The 26387-nt window shown below is 44.1% G+C and carries 24 protein-coding genes and 4 pseudogenes; 3 read left to right on the plus strand and 25 right to left on the minus strand.

From position 1 onward, the window contains the following. Positions 1-14 precede the first annotated feature (14 nt). The 5 genes and pseudogenes from EIM92_RS19740 to EIM92_RS19760 all read right to left on the minus strand — a co-directional run. Positions 15-617, minus strand: coding sequence for a nitrous oxide reductase accessory protein NosL (locus EIM92_RS19740; RefSeq protein ID WP_125084291.1), 603 nt, complete (start codon positions 615-617; stop codon positions 15-17). Next, entirely contained in the window at positions 614-2005 is a 1392-nt protein-coding gene (locus tag EIM92_RS19745) for a right-handed parallel beta-helix repeat-containing protein (protein WP_246021074.1), read from the minus strand. Before EIM92_RS19745 ends, EIM92_RS19740 begins: the two co-directional genes overlap by 4 nt. Before the next feature lie 259 nt (positions 2006-2264). Beyond that, positions 2265-2981: a GntR family transcriptional regulator gene (locus EIM92_RS19750; RefSeq protein WP_125084293.1), complete on the minus strand. Its 717-nt coding sequence runs from the start codon at positions 2979-2981 to the stop codon at positions 2265-2267. Positions 2982-2990: 9 nt separating this feature from the next. Continuing rightward, positions 2991-3479: pseudogene (locus EIM92_RS19755) on the minus strand (carbohydrate kinase family protein); the annotation flags it as partial. Next, positions 3473-4171 (minus strand): annotated as a pseudogene (locus EIM92_RS19760) (amidohydrolase family protein); the annotation flags it as partial. The pseudogenes EIM92_RS19760 and EIM92_RS19755, both read right to left, overlap by 7 nt. A gap of 269 nt (positions 4172-4440) precedes the next feature. On the opposite strand from EIM92_RS19760, the gene EIM92_RS19765 reads away from it, so the two are divergent. Continuing rightward, positions 4441-5193, plus strand: coding sequence for a CAP domain-containing protein (locus EIM92_RS19765; RefSeq protein ID WP_125084294.1), 753 nt, complete (start codon positions 4441-4443; stop codon positions 5191-5193). Positions 5194-5288: 95 nt separating this feature from the next. Here EIM92_RS19765 and yfcE read toward each other — a convergent pair whose 3' ends face one another. After that, a complete protein-coding gene (yfcE, locus tag EIM92_RS19770) occupies positions 5289-5834 on the minus strand; it encodes a phosphodiesterase (protein ID WP_125084295.1) in 546 nt (181 codons plus the stop codon). A 178-nt stretch (positions 5835-6012) separates the two neighbouring features. Here yfcE and EIM92_RS19775 point away from each other — a divergent pair, with 178 nt between their 5' ends. Then, the gene (locus EIM92_RS19775) at positions 6013-6609 is read left to right on the plus strand and encodes a cupin domain-containing protein (RefSeq protein WP_246021076.1); all 597 of its coding nucleotides are present in this window, start codon (positions 6013-6015) and stop codon (positions 6607-6609) included. Positions 6610-6796: 187 nt separating this feature from the next. Here EIM92_RS19775 and EIM92_RS19780 read toward each other — a convergent pair whose 3' ends face one another. From EIM92_RS19780 to EIM92_RS19840, 14 genes and pseudogenes are all read right to left on the minus strand, one after another. Next, a complete protein-coding gene (locus EIM92_RS19780) occupies positions 6797-8575 on the minus strand; it encodes a copper amine oxidase N-terminal domain-containing protein (RefSeq protein ID WP_125084296.1) in 1779 nt (592 codons plus the stop codon). Positions 8576-8605: 30 nt separating this feature from the next. Then, the gene (locus EIM92_RS19785) at positions 8606-8998 is read right to left on the minus strand and encodes a DUF2304 domain-containing protein (RefSeq protein WP_125084297.1); all 393 of its coding nucleotides are present in this window, start codon (positions 8996-8998) and stop codon (positions 8606-8608) included. Continuing rightward, on the minus strand, positions 8988-9740 hold the full coding sequence (locus EIM92_RS19790) for a glycosyltransferase family 2 protein (RefSeq protein ID WP_125084298.1): 753 nt from the start codon (positions 9738-9740) through the stop codon (positions 8988-8990). The genes EIM92_RS19785 and EIM92_RS19790 overlap by 11 nt, the downstream gene beginning before the upstream one ends. Next, entirely contained in the window at positions 9706-10998 is a 1293-nt protein-coding gene (locus tag EIM92_RS19795) for an ArnT family glycosyltransferase (protein WP_125084299.1), read from the minus strand. The genes EIM92_RS19790 and EIM92_RS19795 overlap by 35 nt, the downstream gene beginning before the upstream one ends. A 193-nt stretch (positions 10999-11191) precedes the next feature. Then, positions 11192-12418, minus strand: coding sequence for a sensor histidine kinase (locus EIM92_RS19800; RefSeq protein WP_125084300.1), 1227 nt, complete (start codon positions 12416-12418; stop codon positions 11192-11194). Between the two features lies 1 nt (position 12419). Continuing rightward, positions 12420-13130, minus strand: coding sequence for a response regulator transcription factor (locus tag EIM92_RS19805; protein ID WP_125084301.1), 711 nt, complete (start codon positions 13128-13130; stop codon positions 12420-12422). Positions 13131-13625: 495 nt separating this feature from the next. Next, positions 13626-14384, minus strand: a complete 759-nt coding sequence (locus EIM92_RS19810; protein WP_246021078.1) for an MFS transporter — start codon at positions 14382-14384, stop codon at positions 13626-13628. Between the two features lie 499 nt (positions 14385-14883). After that, a pseudogene (locus tag EIM92_RS19815) lies at positions 14884-15276 on the minus strand (manganese catalase family protein); the annotation flags it as partial. A gap of 54 nt (positions 15277-15330) precedes the next feature. After that, complete coding sequence (locus EIM92_RS24780) at positions 15331-15552, minus strand: hypothetical protein (RefSeq protein WP_425464167.1); 222 nt, start codon at positions 15550-15552, stop codon at positions 15331-15333. 7 nt (positions 15553-15559) lie between these two features. After that, a complete protein-coding gene (locus tag EIM92_RS19820; protein WP_125084302.1) occupies positions 15560-16150 on the minus strand; it encodes a hypothetical protein in 591 nt (196 codons plus the stop codon). A gap of 379 nt (positions 16151-16529) precedes the next feature. Beyond that, positions 16530-17255 carry an IS21-like element helper ATPase IstB gene (gene istB, locus EIM92_RS19825; protein ID WP_125081065.1) on the minus strand — a complete coding sequence of 242 codons (726 nt, stop codon included), beginning with the start codon at positions 17253-17255 and terminating at the stop codon, positions 16530-16532. Between the two features lies 1 nt (position 17256). Next, the gene (gene istA, locus EIM92_RS19830; protein ID WP_125084303.1) at positions 17257-18744 is read right to left on the minus strand and encodes an IS21 family transposase; all 1488 of its coding nucleotides are present in this window, start codon (positions 18742-18744) and stop codon (positions 17257-17259) included. Positions 18745-18960: 216 nt separating this feature from the next. Continuing rightward, positions 18961-19080 (minus strand): annotated as a pseudogene (locus tag EIM92_RS23950) (EamA/RhaT family transporter); the annotation flags it as partial. A 312-nt stretch (positions 19081-19392) separates the two neighbouring features. Then, positions 19393-20751 (minus strand): IS4 family transposase, encoded by a 1359-nt coding sequence (locus EIM92_RS19840; RefSeq protein ID WP_125081238.1) that lies wholly within the window; start codon positions 20749-20751, stop codon positions 19393-19395. A 159-nt stretch (positions 20752-20910) separates the two neighbouring features. Between EIM92_RS19840 and EIM92_RS19845 the strand changes: the two genes are divergently transcribed. Then, positions 20911-21798 (plus strand): hypothetical protein, encoded by an 888-nt coding sequence (locus tag EIM92_RS19845; protein WP_125084304.1) that lies wholly within the window; start codon positions 20911-20913, stop codon positions 21796-21798. Positions 21799-22430: 632 nt separating this feature from the next. Here the strand turns inward: EIM92_RS19845 and EIM92_RS19850 are convergent. From EIM92_RS19850 to yfkAB, 5 genes are all read right to left on the minus strand, one after another. Next, positions 22431-23000: a manganese catalase family protein gene (locus EIM92_RS19850; RefSeq protein ID WP_125084305.1), complete on the minus strand. Its 570-nt coding sequence runs from the start codon at positions 22998-23000 to the stop codon at positions 22431-22433. A 51-nt stretch (positions 23001-23051) separates the two neighbouring features. Further along, a complete protein-coding gene (locus EIM92_RS19855; RefSeq protein ID WP_125084306.1) occupies positions 23052-23321 on the minus strand; it encodes a spore coat protein CotJB in 270 nt (89 codons plus the stop codon). Next, on the minus strand, positions 23321-23557 hold the full coding sequence (locus tag EIM92_RS19860; protein ID WP_125084307.1) for a spore coat associated protein CotJA: 237 nt from the start codon (positions 23555-23557) through the stop codon (positions 23321-23323). The genes EIM92_RS19855 and EIM92_RS19860 overlap by 1 nt, the downstream gene beginning before the upstream one ends. A 190-nt stretch (positions 23558-23747) precedes the next feature. Further along, entirely contained in the window at positions 23748-25172 is a 1425-nt protein-coding gene (locus EIM92_RS19865) for a hemolysin family protein (RefSeq protein WP_125084308.1), read from the minus strand. 19 nt (positions 25173-25191) lie between these two features. Then, complete coding sequence (yfkAB, locus tag EIM92_RS19870; protein ID WP_125084309.1) at positions 25192-26328, minus strand: radical SAM/CxCxxxxC motif protein YfkAB; 1137 nt, start codon at positions 26326-26328, stop codon at positions 25192-25194. Positions 26329-26387: the final 59 nt, after the last annotated feature.

Consider the following 26387-nt stretch of genomic DNA (forward strand, 5'->3'; position numbering starts at 1 on the left):
ATTTTCCTCATTTTCTATTGCTGACTTGCGTCATCACTGGCATCGTGATGCGCATCCTCATGGATTCCCTCATGGTCATCTCCGTGATGATTATCGTCATGTCCATCCCCATGTTCGGCGTGATCCCCATGATCTCCATGATCGTGGGGATGCATCATATCCTGACTCTGCTCCCAAGCATGATTCGCAAGCTCCTCGGCACGTAGTACCTGTCCTATCCCCTGCTCAGCAACAAAAGCTTCTGCGGATGCTTTATCTTTGAAGCTAATAACACCATAGGCCATCGGCGTACGGATCGAAGCGTCGTATACATAAGTCGCTTTGCTTACCTCGATCCATTCCTTGTCATTATAATCACGTACATAGTCCCCGCCTATATCGTCCGTACCGTTCTCTTTCTTCCACTCGTACATACAGCCTAAATCATCGAATTTCAGGCTTTTGCCGTCCTTCGTTACGATTTGTGTAGCAAAGGCGTCATCCTTCACTTGCATATTACATACAACGCAGACATCAACATCTTCATTAATAGCCTGAGCCGCATATTTATCCTGACCACAGCCTACCAACATAGTGAATGTAAGCATTATAATCAAAGCTAATGACCATTTCTTCATGTTTTGGATACCCCCGAATAAAGTATAGTTATTATTGCTGTAACAAGCAGCATCGTTGCGATAATCAACATAAACGTTTGATCAGAAATTACTGTTCTAGCCTCCACATCGCCGGATGGCAATGCCAGCATGGCCGATGCCCCATTCAGCTTCATCACAGGTGCGCTGTCCGTCGCCCAGTGCTCCTCATCCTCCGTGTACATCTCATTCAGGAACGTCATCCCTGGTGACTGAAAGAATAGCTGGAAAGCTGGAGTCTTCGAGATTAGCTCCTGATAAAAAGGATTTATCGCATATGGAATATCGCTTGCCCCATCATTATCCATATCCAAGCCCTGAGCAGAATCCCAGTAGTTCCCTCTCATTTCATTAGCTCTGCTATCCGTTGCTTCCGCTTCTATCACATTAGATACGAAGTCATTGGCTTCGATCGTGTTGCCTTCAGCTTGCTTGAATTGAATACCGATAAAATTTCTTATGATCGAATTCTCTATAACCTGGTTATCCTTCGATAATTCGATATATATTCCCACTCTATTGCCCTCAACCAAATTTCTCTCAATAGCCGAATGCTGCACATCAAATAACAGAATGCCTTGGGAATTGACATTCTGGCTCTGCTTCGCAAAAGAATTGTTTGTAACCTGCACATTCCGTACACCCATAATCATGGCTCCAGTTACGTTGAACTCCCCCTGATTGTTATGCACCCGTGTATCTTTTACATACATACAATGGATGCCGTAGCGCGAACCATACAACCGATTATTCTCCACATTTTGTCCATTGCTGTTCTCTAGATAAATGCCGTCCCGCATACCAGCGATCGTATTCTGCTCAATGCGATTTTGATGCGAATTATACAAATCGATGCCATTCCCCTTCTGACTGAGCTTCGTGTCAGCTTCACCAGCCGCACGCAGCCAAGAGATTTCGTTGTTCTGAATCAGGGTAGCATCTGAATCACGCAGCAATATGCCGAAGCCAACAGTTTTAATCCTCAACTCCTCAAGGACTGCGCTATCCGCATGAACTGCAATTGCCGCAGTCTCTTCGCCAGCCGTACTCTGTAAAATATTCACTCCCCGCACAATAACGCCAGACGCTTCAATTTGAATGGCAGCTTGCGGTGTTTCATTATAAATAATCGCCGTCTTGCCACCTTCGATCGTCAGTTTCTTCGTTATAACGGCAGGGCCTGCATATTTTTCTTCGCTCAGCACAAGTGTTTCTCCCGGACTTGCTTCGTCAACCAATTGCTGAAGGGACGGTAGGTCGGACGCAGCTCCTGGTATCTCTGCCGCAGATTCCGCATAAATGGTAGAAACAGCATTTGTTAAAGCCAGATTTAGCAGCACGACCCCGGTAAGAACAAGAAATAATACCACTCCCTTGCTTCTCATAAACTTATTTCTGATGCCCCCTTCGCATGCTTATCGCTTACCCCAAGTGAGTTATTAACATAATAAGCTATAATATTTCTCACTTATATAGCCCATTCGAGTCCCTTTTATCAGGATCCGGCTTGATTTTATGTCTATTCTATGACATTCCTTTCATTTTCTATCAAAACTGCACCAACTCAATGCCAAAAAAGGCAGCCCTGACATAGAGCTGCCTCCGACACGAACATATCAAGTTATCTTTTTATACATCGTAGTTCACGATATACTTTTGTAGCTCCGTATTGTAAAATCCGATGCTAAATTCCTTTACCTTGCCTAGTTCATCGTAAGAATAACGCGATCGCTTCAGCAGGGGCATCCCCTTGCTACCGAGCTGTAGAATCTCTTCAGCCTCCACCGGTGGAACGGCCACCGAGAATTCGTCGCGCAGTTTGTCCAGGGTAATATTGTGCTCCTGAAGCAGCTCATACAAAGACCGTGCATTCAAATCAGAAAGCTCCAAGTCATCAATAACGATAGCCAAATAATGCGTATAGTAAATGTAGGGGTGATCATTTAGGTAGTACACTCGTTCCAGCTTCAAACATAGATCACCGAATAGCATATGCAGCTCTGTCCCCACTTCATTGCGCAACATTTCGGCACGAAGCCACTGCTTATTGATCCGATGTCCCTCTTCCACCAAAATCTCCGTGAAGTGCTTCCATTTCGACAGCTTTGAGGCCGCCTTGTTACGAATCACCTTGGTACCTTTGCCGCTGCCCTTTTCCAGATAGCCTTCCTGAACGAGTTCTTGAATCGCTCCCCGCACGGTAATTTTGCTTACAGAAAACTCCTGCTCCAATTGTGGCTCGGAGGGGATATTCTCCCCTAAGGGATAGACCCCGTGCAAAATCCGATCCTTCAAAATATCCCTGATTTGCAAATATAGCGGTTTATCCTTCCTGGACAAGCTCACTTCATTCCACTACCTTTCTATATCGCGAGCGGATTCCGTCATGGCCCGCAGTATTTCCTCTTCAGATGCCATTGGGGTATCACCCGCCACAGTGTGCGCCAGTATACCTGCAGCCACCGCAAATGCGACGGTCTTGTCTGGCAGGAATCCCTCCAGTTCGCCATGAATAATCCCGCTCGTAAAGGCATCCCCGGCACCTATTCTATCATAGACGGAAAACGTCAGCATGTCTGAAAAAGTAAAGCCCTGATCTTTATATAAAAAGCCACGCAAAGAATGCAAATTATCGTTATGGACCCGGCGGTGCGTACCCGCAATGACCGGGATCTGATATTTCTCGCTAACGATTGGCACCAGCTCCCTAAGCTGCTCTTCGCGCTGCTCCTTTTGCGTGCTCATGCCTAAAGTATGGATTGCATCCTTCTCGTTCATCATCACGATGTCCGCCAGCCGCAGCAATTCCTCATAATACGGTTTCGCCTTGTCATAGCCCCCCTCGCTATCGCATCAGTCAGCACCTGCAGCGGATGACCTTCCGCATCAAATAAATTGTTCTTCTTTCCATTGAGATAGTGCGTAATGATATCTTTTCGCTGCAAAAGAGGAATTACCTCCCGAATGTCCGGGGGGCCGGAACCGATATGTATCATAAGCGGGAGCCCTGTGCTGCTAGACAACTCCCGAGCGATGTGAAGTGGTTTCAATCCGTTATTGCCAACGACGCTCCGACTGATCCGCGCTTTTAACCCCACGATGAAATTCCCGTAGATCTGAATTGCCTGTTTAATCTGCTCCTTGTCGATCCACTCCAGCCGGGACAGCTCATCAATTCTGGACAGACCAATGCGTGAAATATTCAAAAAAGCGTACAGCCTCGTCTTCGCCTGCTGGCTATCAGCTGCCAGTTCCGCAATCCAATCTGCCCCACAGCTGCCGGCATCGACAATCGTCGTCACACCCTGCTTCACGCCGATCTCATCGATATGGTCTCCGTAGGGATCAAAATCAAGAAAAGCGTGGACATGCATATCGATCCATCCGCTAGATACATAAGCACCTGTGACGTTCCCCAGCGGCTGACCGTTTCCTTTCCCGGCTTCGGTAATTTCGGCAATTTTCCCCTTCTCAACGACAATATCGATTTTCTCGCCATTCACACGCTTTATATTGCAAAGCACGTATCGATCCATCGAATTTTCCACCCACTTCACCACCCGACATTATAGTGTTTAAAATAACACGCTTATGCCGGAAAGTAAATATAACGTTATAATGTTTAATTCCGAAAAATTCCGCTGCATTATCCTATCCAATGAACTTCTATCCATAATTTACCTGCCCCATTTCTTCTTAATGCATGTTAGAATGAGGTTGCGCAAGATTACAAAATTGTAACTATTACTGTGTTCAGTCTATCATGTTATCAAAACTCATAGAATGATATGGAGGGAATTTAATAATGAAAAACAAGCAATTAAAATCAATAATAACTGGCAGTATGGCAACGGCTGTACTTGCTGCAGGACTTATATTGCCATCTGGCGCAAAAGCAGAAGCAGCTTCAATTCCAACTAGTGATTGGCAGAAGCAAGTTCAACAAATCTGGCTGAAATGGAGTTGGAATGGGTCTTTTAATCATATAAAATGGTATATTCCTAGTGTGCCTGCGCCAGAGACAACGACTGTGCCTAATCAAAAGCCGTCGACTCCAAGCCAGCAGCCAACTGCGCCAAGCCAAAAGCCGACGACTCCAAGTAAAAAACCAGCAACCGGTAATGGAACAACTACGGCGCCAACTGCTCCAAGCAAGAACAACCATAGCACGAACGGACAAACAGAAGCAGCTTCTTTTGCCGCCCAGGTAGTTGATCTGGTAAACAAGGAGCGCGCCAAAGCAGGTCTGAAGCCGCTAGCAACACAAGCTGATTTGGCGAATATGGCTGCCGTCAAAGCAGCAGACATGCGCAAAAACGGATATTTTGATCACCAGTCGCCAACGTACGGCTCTCCATTCGATATGATGAAGCAGTTCGGCATCACCTACAAATATGCAGGCGAGAACATCGCCAAAGGACAACGCTCACCTGCTGAAGTCATGAATGCCTGGATGAACAGCGAAGGTCATCGCAAAAACATCATGAGCGCAAACTTCACTAACATTGGCGTAGCGTACGACAACGGTTACTGGGTTCAAGTGTTCATCGGGAAATAATATATAAGGAAATCAATAAACCTTGATGCCGCAATGAAATTTAATAGGCATCAAGGTTTATTTGTCTCTCGTATTAATTCAAAGGGATTGAGAGATTAATTAAAAGTAATGAACTTAATAACTTCCCCCTCAAAATCCTTAACGCAAAACGCTCCATTCTCTAACACACCGTAAGAATGGGGAAAGTCCTCTTTTGGCAGCGAAATGGATCCGGGGTTCAGCACATAAATCCCATGCTTGCGATCAGCCACAGGGATATGGGTATGTCCCTGGACAAACACGTCATTCTCCGCGATCGGCGGTAGTTGCTCCATGTTGAAACCATGTCCATGTGTAACATAAATGCGCCGGCCTTCATGGAACAACATCACATAATCCGCCATCATCGGAAAATCAAGCAGCATTTGGTCTACTTCAGCATCGCAGTTTCCACGTACGGCAATAATGTTGTTTTTATGCTCATTCAGTATACGTGCGACCTGCTGTGGATCGTACCCCTCCGGCAGTGGATTACGAGGCCCATGATAAAGAAAGTCCCCCAGCATAACGATTTGCTTTGCCTGCTCCTCCCGAGCCTTTTCCATTGTTCGTTCCAACCAATGACTGGAGCCATGAATATCGGATATAAACATTAGTTTCACACATATTCTCTCCTTTATGCATCTGAAACTACCTCTACGGATATTTTACATCAATACGGTCCCTTGACACCAATCCTCCCACCGATCACCAGCGAATGCTGTGTATCATCTTTATCCCAAGCACCATATTAGAACCTGGGCATATGATGGGTAATAAACCTATGGAGGGCATGTCAAAATGAGTTATTCTTCTGGATCTTATCCTCGCTCAATGTACCCTTATCCAATGTATGCTTATCCCCAACAACCGTCGTATCCTCATCCTTATTGCCAATACACCAACACACCTTTGTATTATTTTAATCATGTACCTAGATATCATCAACAATGCTATGCACAGCCGATGCAAACTGATTCTCGGAATGACGGAGGGAACAGAGATTCCGGGCCAAATCCATTTGTAGTCAATATTGAGCAGGCAACGGAACTAAACAACACATATCGAACTGTTTTATGGACTGGGAATCATTTTCAATTGACCGTGATGAGCATTAATGCGGGGGATGACATCGGACTAGAGGTTCATCCAACAACCGACCAATTCATTCGTATCGAAGAAGGTCAGGGAGTTGTTCAAATGGGGGATAGTAAGGAAAATTTGGATTTCGTCAGAAATGTATATGAAGATTATGCGATTGTTATCCCCGCCGGCAAGTGGCATAATTTAAAAAACACGGGGAATAAACCACTCAAAGTATATGTAATTTATGCACCTCCCGAGCACCCGCATGGAACAGTTCACAAAACCAAAAAAGATGCCATGGCCTCCTCATAGAAGAATTCTACGCCTTTGTTCCACTCCACTCCTATCCGTGCTTTTCATAATTTCGCCGCTGAGCGTCAATACAACTCAAATAAAATGATATCTAAAGGGTCTACTCCGAAGCCTAAAGATTGGGCTGCGGAGCAGACTTCTTTTTTGATGCTGCGTAAAGTGTAAAGTGTAGTCGTGTGGATCGATCTTAGTTCCTCATCTCAGGCAGCGGCAAGAACAGAAACGTAAACGGCAAATTGCTGCCTGCTGCCGGGGTAATCCACAACTCTACTTTTTCTTCTTGATCACCCGTTCGATAGAGGACACTAGTACTATCCTTGGTAGAACCAATGTGCTTAATATGAACGACATCATTATTCACTCTCGCTGCACCGGAGTATAGCCCGCCACGCGGATTGAAGGTAATCAGCGTATTCGGGGCGACGCGGTTAAGAGCGATATAATAGAGCACACCGTAATTGCCAGAGTTCGTAGCCTCGGTAAGCTTAATCCCGTCGATTCCTTTTTGAAAAGGATCCGTGGTATTATCGGTTAGCGGCAGCCGCTCCGGCTTTGTCCCTACCAGCTCGTTATATTCGAATATGCGAGCCGAATCCTCGAAAGTACCGCGTATGATCGATTCCTGTGGATCAAGATATGGCAGGTTGTAAAGCGACTCCAGTGGATCATGGTTTGCCTTAACGATCAGCACCGTATATTGAATCGAGCCTTTGCTCACAAGATCAGCATTCAGTGTCACGACATCGCCGTTCGGTACGGCGGCTGTGCTCAGCTCCGTAAATATCAGCTTTTGTTCTCCTGGCGCAAAAGTTATGCTCTGGCTGGCACTGCCGCTAATCATCGATTCGAAATATCTTGCTGCGGCGGATCTCCCCGCCACTTCGGGATGAATGCTAGGGCCGGCGAAGCCTAAACCGCCTATTTCAACACTCGCGGGAGATTCGCCTTTGTTCTCGGCAACGACATAAAATTTCGCTTTTTCCCCAAGATGGTTCTTATGGTGGATCATAAATAGTGTAGTCCCTTCGATCGTGTCTTGATATAGGATCCCCTCCTGATTTACGGTCTCTGGGCCGCTTGCCCGAAACAATGTATACGGCTCTGTCCGGTATGTATAGGGTAAGACATCGAAGGATAGCACGGAACTTCCTGAAATTTCAAAATTACTGCCCACAGGCGTGAACAAACGTTCGAATTCTTCTTTCGTATACAGCAGCTCTGTGGTAATCTCTATCTGCTGCTTGTACGTAGAGGATAAGCCATGCTTATCGCTAACTACTAGAGTCACTTCAACGATGCCAGGCTCAAAGAAAGCAGGCTGATTATTGTCCCACTGTCGTTCCACGATAGCATCCTCGTCATCAGTGCTCTGATCGTCGTATCGAATGAGCTCTCCCATGCGGTATTTATGCTTGTCCGTTGCAAATAAAGCTACAGGAGGTTCATTTATGCGCTCCGGTTCAGGTTCGGGATCAGATGAGGTTACATCAGGGAGCTCAAGAGTTGCTTTGCTTCCCTCCAACGTGATCTTGATTCCGTATATTGCCGAAAAGGATCGCAGCGGAAGCATGAGTACACCTTCATCCATATAGGGAGTACCATTCATTGAATATGAGATACCGTTCACGGTATACGTATTTCGATCCACTTTGAATCTTGCTTCCGATGTATCACTGCTGCGGATCAGCACTTCATTCGTATTTGCATCATATCCGATTTTATAACCCAAGCGCTCCGCTATTGAGCGCAAGCTAACATACGTAACACCTTGCTTCACCGTTGCCTCCCGGATGGCGGTATATTCCACGCCGCTTTGTTCCATTTTGCGACTATTTAAATATAAGACTAGTGAACCCGTGTTTCCATCTGGCATCCCCTTCGCAGAATCCGCAAACGCCGGCATAACAAATGCCGCTTGCAAAGCGGCAAAGCTTAAAGCTAACATTGCCTTTTTAATGTTCATCATAATTCAAGACTCCTTTTCATTGTTCAATCATTACCTGCTGTCCTTCGGTTCCACCTCCTTATCGGGCTCCTCATTCCGCTTCATCAATGCCTGGATTTTATGTTCATGCAGCGCAAGGGTCTGGATCAATTCCACATTGCGCTGAGCAAGTGAAGATACGGCCATCGTAAGATGCAGCAAAATAAATAAAATCCCGACCACGCTGAGCAAATAAAGCAGCGATGGGGCATAATCAATGCGGATCAGCCTTGCCAAATCATCCAGAATGGATGGAAACAACGTCAGAATCATCATCATAGCGCTGAGTGTCAGCCAGAGCAGGGCGTACTGCTCCTTCAGCTTCTGATTGCGAATGAGATAAAGAATCGTCGCGGCAAAGCTGAGACTGATTAAAAAGCTGAACAAATAAATATTAAGTTTCATGACTCATTTCCCACGCTTTCTTTTTCCTCGTCTTCATCATAAGAATGGCTAAGATCACCTTGCACATATAATAAATCGATTGAAGTGGCGAAATGCTGGACACACCGCCTTGCCGCTCTTTCATCACTACAGGAGTTTCCTGGAACGTCAACTGATAGTTATCGAGCAGTACGAGAGCCTCGACCTCTGGATAATCTGCAGGATACTGCTGAGCAAACAAAGCGATCGCCCTGCGATTGCATAACCGGTAGCCGGAAGTAGGGTCGGTCATTCGTTTTCCGGTCAAACGCGTAACCAGACTACCAAGCAGATCAATGCCGAGCTTTCTAGCAAACGTAGATTGGAATCCCTCTTTCTCGATAAAACGGGAGCCTACGACCATATCCGCGCCATTCTCCCGCATACAGCAGAGCAGCTTGTCAAGATCAGCGGGATTGTGCTGGCCATCGCCGTCAATCTGGACGGCATAGTCGTAACCGTTCTCTACCGCATATCGATAACCGGTCTGCACCGCGCCTCCGATCCCTAGGTTGCTGCACAGATGGAGCACCGTTGCTCCAGCATTCTCTGCAAGCAGTCCCGTATTATCCGTTGAACCGTCATTGATTACCAGAATGTCTGCATAAGGTGCATATGTCTGCAGCGAAGCAATCACTTGCTCAATGCCCTCCTCCTCGTTGTAGGCAGGTACGATGGCAAGAATCTTGTCATGTTTGTGGTGATGTTGGCGATGATGAAACATCGTTTACGCTCCTTTCTGTAGGTAAGACTGCATGTTGTTTGATGGGCAGCCCTTTGCGAATCATGGCGACACCAACGATGCTGCCCATAATGATCATGAATGGCATAACCGTATAGTTGTATCGATATTCCGGGACGAAAACGAGCCTGACCAGCGACATCGTCACAAGGATAATGGCCAGGATCGTGGCAGGCTGTCTCCATTTTCTCGCAAATACGAAGAGCGAGGCGACAGCAGAAAAGACAATCCCGCGATGTAGCCAGTTCAGCCAGCTCCACGGTAAAATCGGAATCACCGGGTATAGCGGCTCATGACCGCTGCCAAAATACATTTTGGAGTATGTATGTTTAAGCTTGCCGTACGTATACCATTTGACGAATTTCCATGTATGCTCCTTAAAGCCGATTTTCAATCGTTCCTTAGCAATTTCCATTTGCGTCTTCCCTTGCCGGTCTACCAAGCCGTCATCATAGTTCTTGTCTGGGTAGGTTCCGGCTTGAAAAGGATTCACTTGAGTAGACGCGACCACGACTTCATTCAGTGTAATCATATTCCGTATCACCCATGGAGATAGCACCACGGCCGTTCCGATCACGGTAAACAAAAACAGTTTTAAGGTCGTACGTTTTTCCTTTTTCCAAAAATAATGAAACATATAGATTGGAAATAGAAGAATCAAAAATTCAGGCCGGGTCAGCACGAGCAGTCCCATGGTGGCTCCACCCAGCAAAGCATAGGCGGTCAGCTTCTTTTCAAATACAATGAGCTGCAGATAAACGTAAGCCACGAAGAACATTGTCGCCAGTGTCTCAGTGAGAACGCTGGCATTGCTCCATACAAATGGCGGATATATGGCTCCAATCAATAAAGCCATGATACCGACGGTTTGTCCGCCGAGCCTTTTGGCGATAGCATAGATTAGCCAAAGCGTAAGTAGACTCATTGCAACCTGGGCATAACGGATTGCCGGAAAAGGATCATGATGCTGATAATCGACCAGCTTGTAAATCGCCGCCATGAATAACGGGTATCCTGGCGTAACCTGTGCATTCGGCTCTGTATCTTTGTAGGCATAAATCCCTGTCTCCAGCAGCTGCCTCACCATTTCGTCGTAGTGAACGGAATCATGGGATATCTTGTGATTGACCGAGACGAGAAAATCGACTCTCAAAAAGGCGGCCAAGGCGAAGATAAACATAATGAGTATAATGGCGAGCCTCGGTTTAGGTAGATGAGCACGTACTGCTCTATTCAACATGGTGCGACTCCTTTCGTGTCAGACAGTCTTGAAGTGAAAATTAACATCTATAACCGTATAATAGACTTCTTAATAAATGACGTCGGAATCCTTAACAAATCCTTAATTAAAACGGTGAAACTGCTTATCATTTAAGAGGGAAAGAAGATAGCAAAAAAGCCTTTCACGGTTGTGAAAGGCTGAAGACTTCGCATTATTTTGTGATAGGAAGAATTGTTTCAAAGCAGGTCTGCCGTTCGCTGCTGCTCGCGGATATGCTGCCACCATGAACCTCGATGATGCTTTTCGTAATAGCAAGCCCGAGTCCCGTGCCGCCCCCTGTCTGCTTGGATCTGGACTTATCAGCACGATAAAATCGGTCGAAGATAAACGGCAGATCGCGTTCAGGGATAGGTTCACCATAATTCACAACCTGAATTACAGCCTTGTCATCTCGTTCCTGAATATAAATATCAATTCGTTTACCGGCATTGCCGTACCGAATCGCATTGGAGATTAAGTTCTCATAAGCACGAACGAGATGATCTCCATCAGCTTTTATGTTGACGGGGTAATCAGGTGCATGGACACGACAGGATACACCTTCGCTTTCCAGGTTAGGCACGAATTCCTCGGCAAGCTGCCGGAAAAAATCGTTCATGTCGATCCGCTTCAGATCCAGTGGCATATCGTTATTAATGCGCGTATATTCAAATAAATCATCGATGAGCTTTTTTAACGCTACGGACTTGTCATAGGCAATACCGATATAATAGCGAAGCTCGACCTCATCAAAATAGCGGTCTTTTTCGATTAGCTCCAAAAAGCCCAGAATCGACGTCAGCGGAGTTCTCAGGTCGTGCGACACCCCGGTGATCAGGTCATTTTTCGTCTTCTCCGCTTTCCGCTCTTCCTGTATGGAATGGTGCAACTGCGCGCTCATTTGGTTAATACTCTCGGCAATCTCACCCAACACATGATCAGGCCTGACCGGGATATCGTATTGAAAATGTCCTTTGGCAATTTCCTGAAGTCCATGATTGATTTCCCGTAAATAGTCGTTCAACTCTTCGGCTACACCATTCGCACGGGAAGCGATCAGGCCAAGTTCGTTCGGGGATTGCACCGGTGCAGGCTGATGGAACCTGCCGTTCTCCATAAGCTGCAGAGTAGCTGCAATTTCCCCGGCATATCGAACCATTGGTCTACTGAAGATGTAATAGAAGAGCAAATATAAAACAGCTCCCGATACAATCATGACAGGCCTGGAGCCAATATGGTTAATGATCCAAACGAGCACAGCATTGATCCTATTGAATTGCAAAATGTAATTTGCCAGCAAGTTGCCTAGCAGCAGGACTAGCGAGGTCAGCAGACTGCTCAGCAGATGAATCAGCAAGAATCTCCATCGGATAGAATCGAACAATCTGATACGGGTCATGTTACAACTCCTTCGATGACTTCATTTTATAGCCAATGCCCCACACAGTCTTTACAAATTGTGGATTTTGCTTATCCTTTTCGATCTTTTCACGAATTTTCCGAATATGAACCATCACTGTATTTTTGGAATCCATGAACGGTTCATTCCATACCTGCTGATAAATTTTGTCCATACTAAGCACGATACCCTGATTCACCGCAAGCATCTCCAATATCGCAAATTCGCGGGGTGTCAGCTTAACCTCCTGATCATCCACAGTGACGGTATGAGTCGCGGTATTGATTACCAGCTCATCGATGACGATTTCGTGATCATTTTTTTTCGAGTCCTGGCGGTTCAAATGCTTGTATCTGCGAAGCTGCGATTTGACACGGGCTACCAATACTAACGGATTGAACGGCTTGGTTACATAATCATCGGCTCCAATGCTGAGCCCTGCGATCTTATCGATATCCTGACTTTTCGCCGACACCATAATAATTGGCGTATTCTTCTGCTCTCTGATCTTCATGCAGGCTTCTATGCCATCCATCTCAGGCATCATAATATCCAGAATAATGAGATCAATATCATGGATTTGTAAAATATGAAGAGCCTCCAAGCCATTGGAAGCTTTATAGAGGATATATCCTTCATTTTTCAAATAAATCTCTATCAATTCAATAATTTCCTTCTCATCATCAACGAGGAGAATCGACTCTCTGGACATAATCTGCACCTCTGCTTTACTCTATATCGTTGCTACAACTCTGTTGTAAATATACCATATCCGATAGAAACCTTGTTCAGCGTCTCCAGCGGGTAAAGTCTATTTTAACTGTTACATCTTAAGAGGGATGATCGAAAATGCTTAAGTTTTTCTTAAGTTTTTCTGTGAGAATGCAGCACCCATTGCTCAGTTCTGACTGAATCAAAGCGGAGCTCCTGCTTGAAGCTTATGCTACGATAAAAAATAGTTAAAGAGCCGTACAGCAACACGACTCCCCCTACACTGTCACCTAACAATTCCGACGAGCTGCCATAAAGAGGAGAAAAAACTCCGTTCAATTACTTAATTGAACGGAGGGGAATTTGGATAAAGATTGTCCTATACGCAACAAAACCATACCCTTTGGAACAATCTCATTATGGAATTTTTAGTGTAATATGCTAAAAAACTTCAGATGGATTCTAAAATATCCTAACGAAGAGATAAGGCTGAGGATTATATTAAATCCAATAAGTAATTGATAATTGTGAACAAATCAAAGTTTATCCCTCCTGCAATTCCAGAAATAGCCCCACCTATTTGATGCGTCAAAATTAGAAAACCAGTCAACATACCGGAAGAGACATTTTTCTTCTCCAACGTTTCGTTGGCCAACAAGATACCACCTGGCAAAGCTCCTAAATAACTCGCTCCGAAAATTAGAGAGAACAAAAGAGGACTTACCGAAAAAAAGGTGACCCAGTACAGATGAATCCAACTGAATCGACTTTCATTAAGTATAAAAACCGGGCTTAAAATTGCTAAGCCTAGCGAAGCTGCACTGTTTAAGATAACAAGGACTTTAGCTCTGTGGTTGATAAACCAATCAGATACAAATACGTAATTTGCGGATGCAGCAATTCCTACTAGACCAGCCAGAATACCGAAACCTACCAAATAACCTATAGTGTTTCGAAACAATAAAAGCGTTCCAACTGATCCTGCTGCAAACAAAGAACTGACCATCATTACTTTTTTATAACCATATTTGTCTATCAGATATCCACCAATAGGTGCACAGAGGGCCCCGATTATAATGTTTATCGACCACGTCGTTCCTAAAAAGCTTCTTCCCGTTGCCAGATAATGGGAAATTTCATTTTGATAGTAGGACTGAACAAAACGATTGATTGAACCAACAAAACCATAAATCCAAAAATACACTAACAAAAACCACGCATATCGACTTCCTGCCAAATATGTTGAGCTTCTCATCTTAACCTCTCACCAAACAAAACCGATAACGAATTTACACAACCAAAGTATACAATACAACCACATATCAAATGTTTAGATAAATCACTAATAGTATATAACGCATCTTATGAGGTATATATTGCTGATCATATGATATTAAGCGGAGAAATGGAAAGTCCTGATGGGAAAAAGGAGGTCGAATTTTCACCTATTTCCGATAGCTACGTCGCACCTAAATCCGGTGATGAAATAAAGGTTAAAATAAAGTGGAATGAAGAATTATTTTCTTACTTTAATCTCGAAACAGGCATCACGTTCAAAAGATCATAAAAGTTAAAATAACCTATTGAATCACATCCGTCACCCATGTGCAAAACGTAGTCGGGCATACTCCGTTTCTTTTACCGTCCTAGCTTTCATATTCTACGATCTAGTAATAACATTCAATGTTTTCTCTCTCCCCTATAGAAAATAAGCCCCGCAGTTTATTAGCGGAGCCCTCTTCTCGTACATCACCTCAAAACACCTTCTTCTTCCCCCGGTCATCCTTCAGGATCTCCACCGCTTCGCGGAAGCGCAGCGAGTGGATAATCTCCCGCTCCCGCAGGAACTTAAGGCCGTCCTGCAAGTCGACGTCATCGGTCATGTCGATGAGCCACTGGTATGTAGCCCTCGCCTTCTCCTCTGCCGCGATATCCTCGTACAAATCCGCAATGGGATCGCCCTTCGCTTGAATATAGGCGGCCGTCCAGGGCACGCCTGATGCATTCTCATAAAACATCGCACTATCGTGCGCCACATAGTGAGGGGCTAATCCGGCAGCATCCAGTTCCTCTACTGTCGCATCCTTGGTCAGCTTATATACCATGGTGGCAATCATTTCTAAGTGGGCCAATTCTTTGGTTCCGATAAGTTATCATTTATGATTTTTTATCATTTTTGTATTATGAAGTGAAATCTTCTTTTACATAATATCAATAAAGTTTTCTTCAACACATGAACTATAGTATTCAATTTTTTCGAGATATTTCTTGGTTTCCTTGAAATTCAAATAAAAGTTATACTCAAAAATATTAACAATTAATGTATTTATTCTATTCTCAATATCACCATTACTTAATAAAGACAAATCCTCCAAATAGGAAATAGTTATTTCACCTTTACATTGATTTTGGTTTCCTAACATTTTTTTATCAAATGAAGCCTGTTTTTTTATTTTTTAAAATCTCAATTATTTTTGTTGTATTAAGATCAGTAGTAAATACAAAATTCGGTCGTACGATATCAAAACGGTCTTCATGATTGTCAGCCGTTACAAAGTTGTATGAGTGAGATAAAGAGTGAACGTCAACTCCAAGTTCGCTTTTTATTTTTTCACAAGCTTTAAACGAATCTTCAGATTCAGATATGATAGAAACTTTCATCCCCCGATAAAAAATGCGTAAATATGTATATTGCTTGTAAATTAGTTTTAGTTCATCTACAACTATAGTATCACCCAAATATTTTAAATAATCGTGTAATAACGGCCTAATGATCACTCTGTTAAATGTATCCTGATCAATATCATAGTAGATATCTAGAACATTTTCATAAAAGGTGATATTTTCACTTTTATACATTTTATTAATGATTTCTTCCTTTTTCGAACTAATATCACTATAAATAAAGCAAGCAGAAAAGTATTCCATAAATGATTTATGAGCCCATTTATAGCTTAATCCATCCTGTACAACTAATGGAACTGATTCAACTAAGTCTATCAGAGGTATCCGCTTCTTCAATACACTCCGTTTTGCTTGATCAATTAGTTTTATTAGTTGATCTTTACTAAAACCTATTTGATTATTACTAAGACAACATGCTAGGTTTCTTAAAAACTTATGAAAGCTCTCTCTTAAAAGCTGTGAGTGTTTTTTTCTATTCCAACCACCCTTAGAAAATCATGGTCTTCAAATAATGCATCCTAAACCTTTCTATAAAATTCTCCTTTATTTATTGGAATATCCTTCTTGTATCTGTAGGTTATATAGATGAACGAAACTAGTAAGGGGTTCCCTAAAAAATAATTCAGATCTTTAAATGTTCCTAATTTGTGTTTTGCAAGTAGAAAATGCTTAGTTTTGCAGCCAAAAGTGCTAAACCCACTTGCCAGCATCAAAGTTACATAGGAATTCGTTCCATTGCTTGCTTGAAGCGGAAGCTCTCACCTGTGAAGGAAAGAATATGAGCATGGTGCACCAGACGATCGACGAGTGCTGACGTGAGTTTGGTATCGCCGAATATCGATGTCCATTGACCAAACTCTAAGTTAGATGTAACGATCACACTCTTTTGTTCATAGCAATCCGCTATCACGTTAAATAATAGTTCAGAACCGGTTTGGTTGAATGGGACGTAACCAACCTCATCAAGAATGAGCAAGTCAACTTTTCTCAACTTATCTCGAAATCGGTTAAGTGTTCCCGTCGTAAATTTCTCCTGAAGCATGGCAACTAAATCGGAGGCTCGGTAGAACTGCACCGCATTGCCACGGCGACAAGCCTCCACACCCAATGCCGTTGCCATATGCGTCTTGCCTGTGCCTACGGCACCCATTAAGAGTAAATTCTCCTTGCGCTCTAACCATTCCAATCCCTGAATTTTCTCTGGACTGCTGCCGTTCGGAAAAGTGATATGGTCATAGGCATACCCCTCAAAGGTCTTAATATGCGGAAATCCTGCCTGCTGGACGAGCTTTCCCAGCTTGGCACGGCGGCGTCCGTCCAGTTCCGCACTTAGAATCTGTTCCACAATGCTTCGAATCTCTTCATTTTGTTGAAGCGATACATAGTCCATGACATGGGCCAATCGTAGCTGCCGACATAAATTGGCTAATTCTGTTGGCATGTTAGCTCACCCCCACAAGCTGGTCGTAGCGCTCAAGAGAGCCCTCCAAACGAGTTCCCGGGGGCGACAGCTTCTCCTCCCACGTAATGGGCAAGTCTCGGCTTCCATATTTCATACCAAGGATACCCGTGACGCGGGAAACTGCCGCATCCTGGCCTAGCAAAGCGATTGCCTCTTGGATCTGTTCTATGGTGTACACATCGCTCCAGTGCAACAGCGCCTGAAGGCGCTCTTTTCGCTCAGCCAGATCCTTCACCGTCACATACACGTGCAGTGTCTCCGGCAGCATGCGAAGGAACTGCGAATGTGTAACACTGCGCGGTTTTCTCAACCATCCGCTAAATACTTTCGACCACGGAACGTCCGCCGTTCGTCCCGTGTAAGGTCTAGGCACCTCCCGAATCTTCTGGTGGTGACCGTTCAGGATAACCAGACGATCCCAGAACGTTTGGATCAGCACCTCGCTACCTGGCGCAACCATTCCTAGTAACGGAATCGTCGTATCTTCAATCCGAATTTCCCCGTACTTATTGACTACCGCAGCAGCCAAGCGAAAAGCATCAAATCCATGCTCCGGCAATGTAAGGAGCTTACGTCGGTCATCCTCCCACAGATCAGCGATTCGGCGGTTTTGAGCATAATGCTTACGCTGGTGATCTTGAGTTGCCTGCTCAGCGAAATACGCGACAAGTTGTTCATGGTTTTCATAGATGGGAATGGGGACGGCCCAGTTCCTCTTAGAGTAGCCGCATTTATTTTCCACATGCCCCTTTTCATGACCGCTATACGGATTGCAGAAGACAGCTTCAAACCGGTAATGGGCACAGAATCGCAGAAAGCCTTCGGTTAATTGCCGCTCGCCTCCTTTCTCGATATGCACGACGGCGGCAGACAGGTTGTCGAACCATATCCGCTGAGGAACACCGCCCATCTGTTCGAAGCATTGCTTCATCGCTTCTAAGAAGCATTCCTGATTTTCCGCCGGTGTCGGATAAACGAATGCAGCGTTGCTATGCGGGAAAGACATCACCAGAAGTTTATATGTAAGCATATGGTGCCCTTGGCTTACCTCAAGGGTCGTAAAGTCGACTTGAGCCTCTCCAGGCGGATGTTCTAGTCGTTCATACGTTTTGGCACGTTCCAGTTCCATTTCACTCTTTCGTTTCTGCACATAGGCTAGCACTGTACGTTGTCCGCCTGTAAATTGATGTTCGTCACGTAACCTTTGAAAAATGCGTACACCTGTATGACGTTGCTTTCGGGGGAGCAAGCGGTCCTCTTCCAACCACGTATCGACAATCTCCATAAATGCCCCCATGACTGGACTTCTACTTTTTCGTTTGGCCACAGATACATTCCAGTTAGTTTGATCGGCATATTTTTTTGCTGTTCGCCAATGAACCCCCACACGTTCAGCTATTTCATTTACAGAACAGCCTTCTACTTCGCGTAGAAATCTGATATAGTCTTGTTGAGGCATTTTCAACATCCTTTCATTTCTCCTCTCGCTACGTTGTCGCAAACATAACGATAGGATGATAATGGGATGCTGACAAGTGTCTCTTTTTTTGCATCAAAGTTCGGCATTTTTACGCTGCAATATTAGGCACTTTTATTATGCAAGAAACACTAATTCCAATGACTCCTCGCAATGATCTATTAGATCAGCTGAAATCTGAAATTTTGTCTTTAAATCATATTTTTAAAACAGCTGGAGGAGTTGTAACTGCCCAACTGCTGCAATTCCTCCCTGTGCAAGACCACGATACCAGAACACAAAGCCGATGAGCATACTGAATAGAGAAACGTAAGCAAGGCTCGTGATCATCTCTTCGCGCTCACTTCGTTCAAACCACCGGTCAATTTACCCATGATAACTGCGTCACTTTATTTTGTATGGCATATACATAAAAACCATAGCAAGTGAGGCATTGAGTACAGGAGATGTTTTTAAATTCATTCCAAATTCATAGTGGGCACCCGATAAATTATGCTTAGTAAAAATACTTCCCTAACAAAAAGAATTTCAAGGAAATAAAACAGTAAATTCCCTAAAGTATACTTTTACCACCAACTATAGTATCCTAAATATAGGAAGAAGAATAAAATATTATCCAGCGGAGGTTGTTTTATGAACTCAACTTTCGCAGCTTGAAATCGGCAAATAAGCCTTGATGTAACTGGGCAAGCCAGCGATCCATTGCTGTAGTTGTGTTTGAATGAGTGCTGTGATCTTCTTACTGGCTTTCTTGGAGATATCTTCGATTAATTCAATCAGTTGTTTTAAGGCTACAGCCCAATCTAGCTGACCTACTTCATCACATAGCAAATAAAACAAGCCACCAAGCGTACGGTTGTCGGTACTTTGTCGGTGTTGCCACGCTAGCAAAATATACCGTGAAAAAACAATCGTGGTATGGCTGATAAGGAGATCATATGAGCGTCCTTGAAACTCTTTTTGTAGGCGCAGTAAGGATTTGGCACACTTAAAGAAGACTTCGATATCCCAGCGAATGCCGTATATCTGAATCATTTTTTCTTCCGAAATCGTTAGGTCGGTGCATAGAATGGCAAGCCATTCTTTCTTTTTTGAGCGGTGACGCACGAAAACCATCATGACTGGAATCCCTGGAGACAACTCGGTACGGATAGAGCGTAAGATTCCCTTGTTTTTTCCTTGAACAGGGATGGCTTCATAATAAAGTTCTTGCAAAGATAATCGGCGTTCGTCAACAAGATAACGCTTCTTATCCGCTTTGACCATGCCGATCACATCTAGGCCTCGATCAACGATGGCTTGGATTAATGGAGCATGTGTGAACCAACTATCCATTAGCACGTATGAAGCCTGCACACCAGCGGAAAGCGCACGATCAATCATCGATGGAATAATTTCAGGAGCAGGAAGCAAAGCTTCGACCCGACGCTTGTAGCCAGACGTTCTCTTGTCGATCCCTTGCATGATCCCATTTATTTGCGATTTCATCGAAGCTAGCAAGGAGAAGTCAACGGGAATAAACGTATGACCATCCGACCAGCCTAGCGTAAGCATCCGAAATCCTTTATAAAAGGAACCCGTTGCATGATCTTTAAATCGAGAAAGCAGTTCAACCTTCTTGCTACGATTGCGCTCAAACATGGAGTCGTCAACAACAAATGCAGACATGCGATCTTCACCTGTCAGTGGGCGAATTTTATCGATAGTGGAGGAACTAAGCAATGACAGAAATTTGCGCCATGCATAGCCGCTGTGATTCAGGAATCGATAGATCGCATCCTTCCCAGGAAACGTATCACCTTTCTCGCTTTCCAACAGGCGGAACCAGTTTTTGTGGTGAAACAAAAGGACAAAGACAAGCTGGAATAAAAACGAACAGGTATAACCAAATCTCTTTTTAAATCCAGCTGTTCTTAAATGTTGCAATACTTTCAGCTCTTTAAAAGCGGGTTTAATTTCATTTGGAAGTTGATTTTGTAATATGCTTTGCTCTATCATGTAGAGGACACCTCTTCTGTATGGTAGTGATTGATTCGACACTCTCACTTTACCAAATGAAGCGGTGTTTTTCTATTATTGCAACATCCATATTCTAATCAGGGTTTATCTAATCACATCAAGCAAGTAAGCCGATTTTCGCTCTGCGAAAGTTGAGTTATGAAAAAGAAATTAATCATGTTATGTTCGTCTATGGCCTTAGTTTTTTCTTTGGCAGGAACAAGTTTTGCTGATGTTGATCCGTCTACAACAGAGAGGCTAAGTGGATTTAGCTATAACTCAGTTGATAATGTCTTTTCAGTTGATTCGGAATTAAAAAATATCCAAGTGACAAAAAATGAATCTCATCTTTCTGTCTCATATACTCTGGAAGGTAAGGAAGTTTATCTGGAAACAGAAAAATATTCAAGTGACGGATTTGTAAGTTATTACGGAGAAGCTTTGATCGATCAAACGTATAAACTTCAGACAGATGTTATTACAAACGAACACGGCTTAAGCGGTCTAGTATACGATTCAAATCAAACCGTGAATCACGCTTTTGTTATAGACTACAAAGGTGAGATTGTCAATGATTCTATGGAAATTATTGATACAATAAACGAAAGTCAAGGAGTTTTCGACGTTGTTGTTGAACAAGATTCAGATATATCTTTGTTTTCTACTGCAAGAGATTTTACTGCCAGAATCATTCACAAACCAGATGAAATGGGTGGCATAGGTAGAACAGGTTATAATGATGGAACATTATACTATACAAGATATACAAATAATCCAGATGGAATCACTGCTTATTTTGATAGACTTTATGCTACAATTGAAAAGTTAGGGCCTTACGGTTCTTTTGGGATAAAAAATGAAGACGAAATGTATGGTTTTGTTTATACTACCCCATTTGATGTTACACAACCATTACAGGATTACGACATTAAAACAACGTCCAATAGTTCAAAAGTATTTATTTTTTATTCTGCAGCAGCAAAAAAAGCCACTGTAGGAATCGTACCAATTTACACATTTGAAACCAAAGAACTTGTATTACCTTAAACCATTTTTAAAAGAAGGATATTAATATGAAAAATGACTGGCGAATTATTCAAATTATAGTCATAATAAACATCTTAGGAAGAGGATACTACAACATTGATAGATTTCTCAACTATGAAAAGTATAAGATTTTTAATTTGTCACTAAGCCACTTCTGGTATTTAACGCCAGTTATATTTGCACTACTAGTATTTATTTCGAGTTTAATCTATTACTTTTTGAAAAAGGATTATGCAAAAAAATTATTAGCAGTCTCAATATTCACAGATGGTTTATATTTAATCGTCAGTGCTTTAATTATTCTTCTTCCAAACCTAATTAACTCTTGGTATATCCTTATTCTTAGTATTTTTATAGGTCTAGTACAGATCTATGTAGGAAGAAAACTCTTCGTAGAAAATAAAATTTAAAGTTCTTCCGGGAAGTGGACGTTTATTAGAAATCCCACTTCCCGACTTTTTTTTTATAGCCTGTGGACTTTCACCGCCAAGTTATCGCTCATGCCGGGCGCACTTAAACAAACTGACGCCAGTAGAGTTCCAGCGTCAGTTTGCAGCTAATTTTTTAACGTCCACTAACTGGGTATCTTGACCAAATTTGCGGACAAGCTCTTGTTCATGAGCAGCATTCCTCTAAAAAAACTTCTTCTTATCCCGGTCATCCTTCAGAATCTCCACCGCTTCGCGGAAACGCAGCGAGTGGATAATCTCACGCTCGCGCAGGAACTTCAGACTGTCCTGCAAATCGCAGTCATCGGTCATGTCGATGAGCCACTGGTATGTAGCCCGCGCCTTCTCCTCTGCCGCGATGTCCTCGTACAGATCCGCGATCGGATCACCCTTCGCTTGAATATAGGCGGCCGTCCAGGGCACACCTGATGCATTCTCATAAAACAGCGCACTATCGTGCGCCACATAGTGAGGGGCTAATCCGGCAGCATCCAGTTCCTCTACTGTCGCATCCTTGGTCAGCTTATATACCATAGTGGCAATCATTTCTAAGTGGGCCAATTCTTCGGTGCCAATATCATTCAACAGCCCTATGACTTTGTCTGGTATCGTATACCTCTGATTCAAATACCGCAGGGCAGCAGCAAGTTCGCCATCAGCTCCGCCATATTGTTCAAGCAGCAGCCTTGCCATTCGAATGTCGCATTTCCCTACACGTACCGGGTATTGAAGCTTCTTCTCATAGACCCACATTTCTTCGTATTTCCCTCCCTATTCTTGATCGGCAAAAACATATCGCAGGCACTACACCTGCCAGGGCCACGGTACTTTTGACCATTCCCAAGGAAATTTAGAAAAAGAATGTCCGAAATTCATCAAGGGGCCATAAAGCTGCTGAAAATGGTTGGCAAGCTTGGTCCGTTCCTGCACAAGCTGATTATATTGCTGTATAGAGGCTAAATCATCAGGATGCGTATCCAGAAATAGATTGAGTTCGACAAGCACAAAGTCAAGGGCCTGCAGCTTTTCTAGCATTTCATAAAATTGTGGATCCAGATTGTCTTTGTGTGACATTATCTCACCCTTCCTTTTCCCCATCTGGATTCGTAGGGACTATAAAGTGCAGGCCATAATGTTCCGTGTCTTAACGCATCTTCCGGGCAAAACTGGGGGAGATTGAGCGGTTGAAAGTTCATATACAAATGCGGAGGGGTACTATAGGTCTTACATAATATCGGCGGGCAGGGATCAAATGGGCCAATAAAAGGGGCCCAAGCATGCTCTTGGGGATGACTTGTTGGATGACTCAACGGTCGTTCCTCCTTCTGTCAATTTGGTTGTTCCAGCCTTCAAGGAGATGAAGCTCCCTGATCCTCACCATTAACATATGACGTTCGCCCAGAATTTGAACCTAAGAGAGCCAACAAATCAGCAAAAAATCGGAATAAACAAAAAAAAACTCCGATCAAGGTAATTTTACCTCCCCTGATAAGAGTTAAGTTAAACGCCAGGCTCGTCCTCTTTCGATTCGTATTCTGGCGCATTATCCTCCAATGCTTCACTGTTCGCCGAATCCATATTAGAACCGGCGTCCTTTTCGTCATCGCTTATCCTCTTGATGTTCACCCGCGTGATTCGAAGCGGCTCAGCTTCAGCTACCTCAACGAGTATATCCTCGATTTGAATGGCCCTCCCTACGACCGGCGCTCCGTCCAGCTCTTTGAACAGCCATCCGCCAATAGAATCTACCTTATTATGCTCAATAATGACACCCATCAGGTCGTTCACGTCTTCAATCAGCAGCCGTCCATCCACGGAAAAGGTGCCATCGCTCAGCTTCTCAATCTCTGCACGCTCCTCATCGAATTCATCGTAAAGCTCGCCAACGATTTCCTCCAATATTTTCTCGGCTGTGAGCAGTCCTGCCGTACCCCCATACTCATCTACGACAACGGTTAGCTGGGAATGCTTCTTCTGCATGAGACGAAGCACATGACTGACTTCCATCGACTCGGGCACATTCAAGATGGGCCGTACTAGGCTTGCTAGATCATGAGAGCTTCCACCGTCTGGAAGCAGCAGATCGGCAAGATGCACAAATCCGATAATCTGATCTTTGTCCTCTACGGCGACCGGATACCGGGAATGCTTCGTTCCCTCCACGATCCGCATGTTCCCTTCCCAAGACAGATTCGTGTATAGGCAATCCATATCGGTTCTGGGCAGCATAACTTCCCTAGCGAGCAAATCGGAGAAATCAAACAAATTATCCATCAGCTTCATCTCATCTTGGTCGATAACGCCGCTCTTCGCGCTTTGATCCATCAGAATGCGTATTTCCTCCTCTGAATGAGCTGCTTCACCTTCGCCAGCCGGCTCTACGCCAAGCAATCGCAACAAACCATTAGCCGCTGAATTCAGCAGCCAGATTAACGGCAGGAACAATCTATAGAAAAACAAAAGTGGAGCAGACAACCATAAGGATGTTGCTTCTGATTTCTGGATAGCCAATGATTTCGGTGCAAGCTCACCGATCACAATATGCAAGAATGTAATCATCGCAAATCCAACCACTACAGAAACCGTAGATATGAGCGTAGCATCCGTTACACCTAATTGATGCATTAACGGTTCGATTAACAGCTCGGAAATGGCAGGCTCACCTACCCACCCCAGCCCAAGCGAGGCCAACGTAATTCCTAATTGAGTAGCCGATAAATAGGCATCCAGCTTCTTATTTACTTTGAGCGCGTATGTAGCCCGCTTATTGCCTTCGCTGACGAGTTGAGTCAGCCTGGACTGACGCACCTTGACCAGCGAAAACTCCGCTGCCACAAAAAATCCATTCAATAGTACTAAAATAATTACTAGAACCAAATTAAATATCAGCTTGCCAACCTCAAATTCCGTATGTCCATCGGGCATGGGTGCAGCGCCTCTTTTCCTAAAGTGTGATTGCTTTGCGAGATTTAAAGTCGATATCCTTATAGTACATATCTGCGACGAGCAGATTTGGACCACAGCAGCTGGCTGCTTCGCAATAACAATTTACTTTCTGGTTGAGCGGATGGTCGTTTAGCCATTTGGCAAAAATAGCATCCAATCCTTCCTCATGCACATTGCCGAACGAAGGGATGTCTGCAAAGTCCGTCACAAACACCTCCCCCGTAAACATGTTCACGTTTACCCGGTTTCTGCCGTCTGGGTCATTGCGTACTGTGACCATCGGTTCCTGACGCAGCCGCTGGAGCAAAGCGCTATCGGCTTCATTACTGTTGCAGGCATAGAACGGCAGCGTCCCGAACAGCATCCATATTTCTTTATTACGCTCATCGAGCAGGGAATGAATCGCCTGACGCATATCTTCCAGCGATAATACGGGCAGTCCTTTGGCAAAATTGGACGCATACATGGGATGAACCTCATGCCGCTGACAGCCCATTTCCGTAATCAGCTTGTGAATCGTCGGCAACTTGTCATGGGTGCGATAATTGATCATCGACTCCGCAGAGATATACATTCCCGCCTCGCTTAATTTTCGTGAATTCTCCATCATTGTGTGATAGAGCTTATAAGCAACCTCCTTCTTGACAGGATGTCCACTATTCGCAAAGCCCACCTCATAAAAATCCTGCTCACTCGTATAGTTAAACGAAATATGCATCACATCCAGATACGGAAGCAGCTTCTCATACCGCTCATAATCCAGCGTCAAGTTAGAGTTGATTTGAGAACGGATCCCTCGCTCTTTCGCATACTTTAAAATAGGCACGATCTTCTCGTCCACCATCTGCTTGCGGAAGGTCGGTTCGCCCCCCGTGATACTGATAGTCCGCAGATGCTCAACTTCATCCAGCCGCCGCAGCATTAACTCCAGCGGAATTTGCTCCGGCTCCTTCAACACTAAACTGTCCCCGACGGCACAATGCTCGCACCGCATATTACAGAGATTCGTAACCGTCATCTCCACACTCGTCAGTACGTGACGTCCGAATTCACGCAAAGAGACAATCGGATCCCACGGATCATCGTTCGGACTTACCGGAGCTGGTACAACAGATTTATGCTTAAGTATCTTCATTATTAGCCCACCTTATTTCTTTTATTAACCTAAAAAAGAAAAGAGTGCACTCCAGTCGC

Source organism: Paenibacillus lentus, from assembly GCF_003931855.1.
GTDB classification, from domain to species: domain Bacteria; phylum Bacillota; class Bacilli; order Paenibacillales; family Paenibacillaceae; genus Fontibacillus; species Fontibacillus lentus.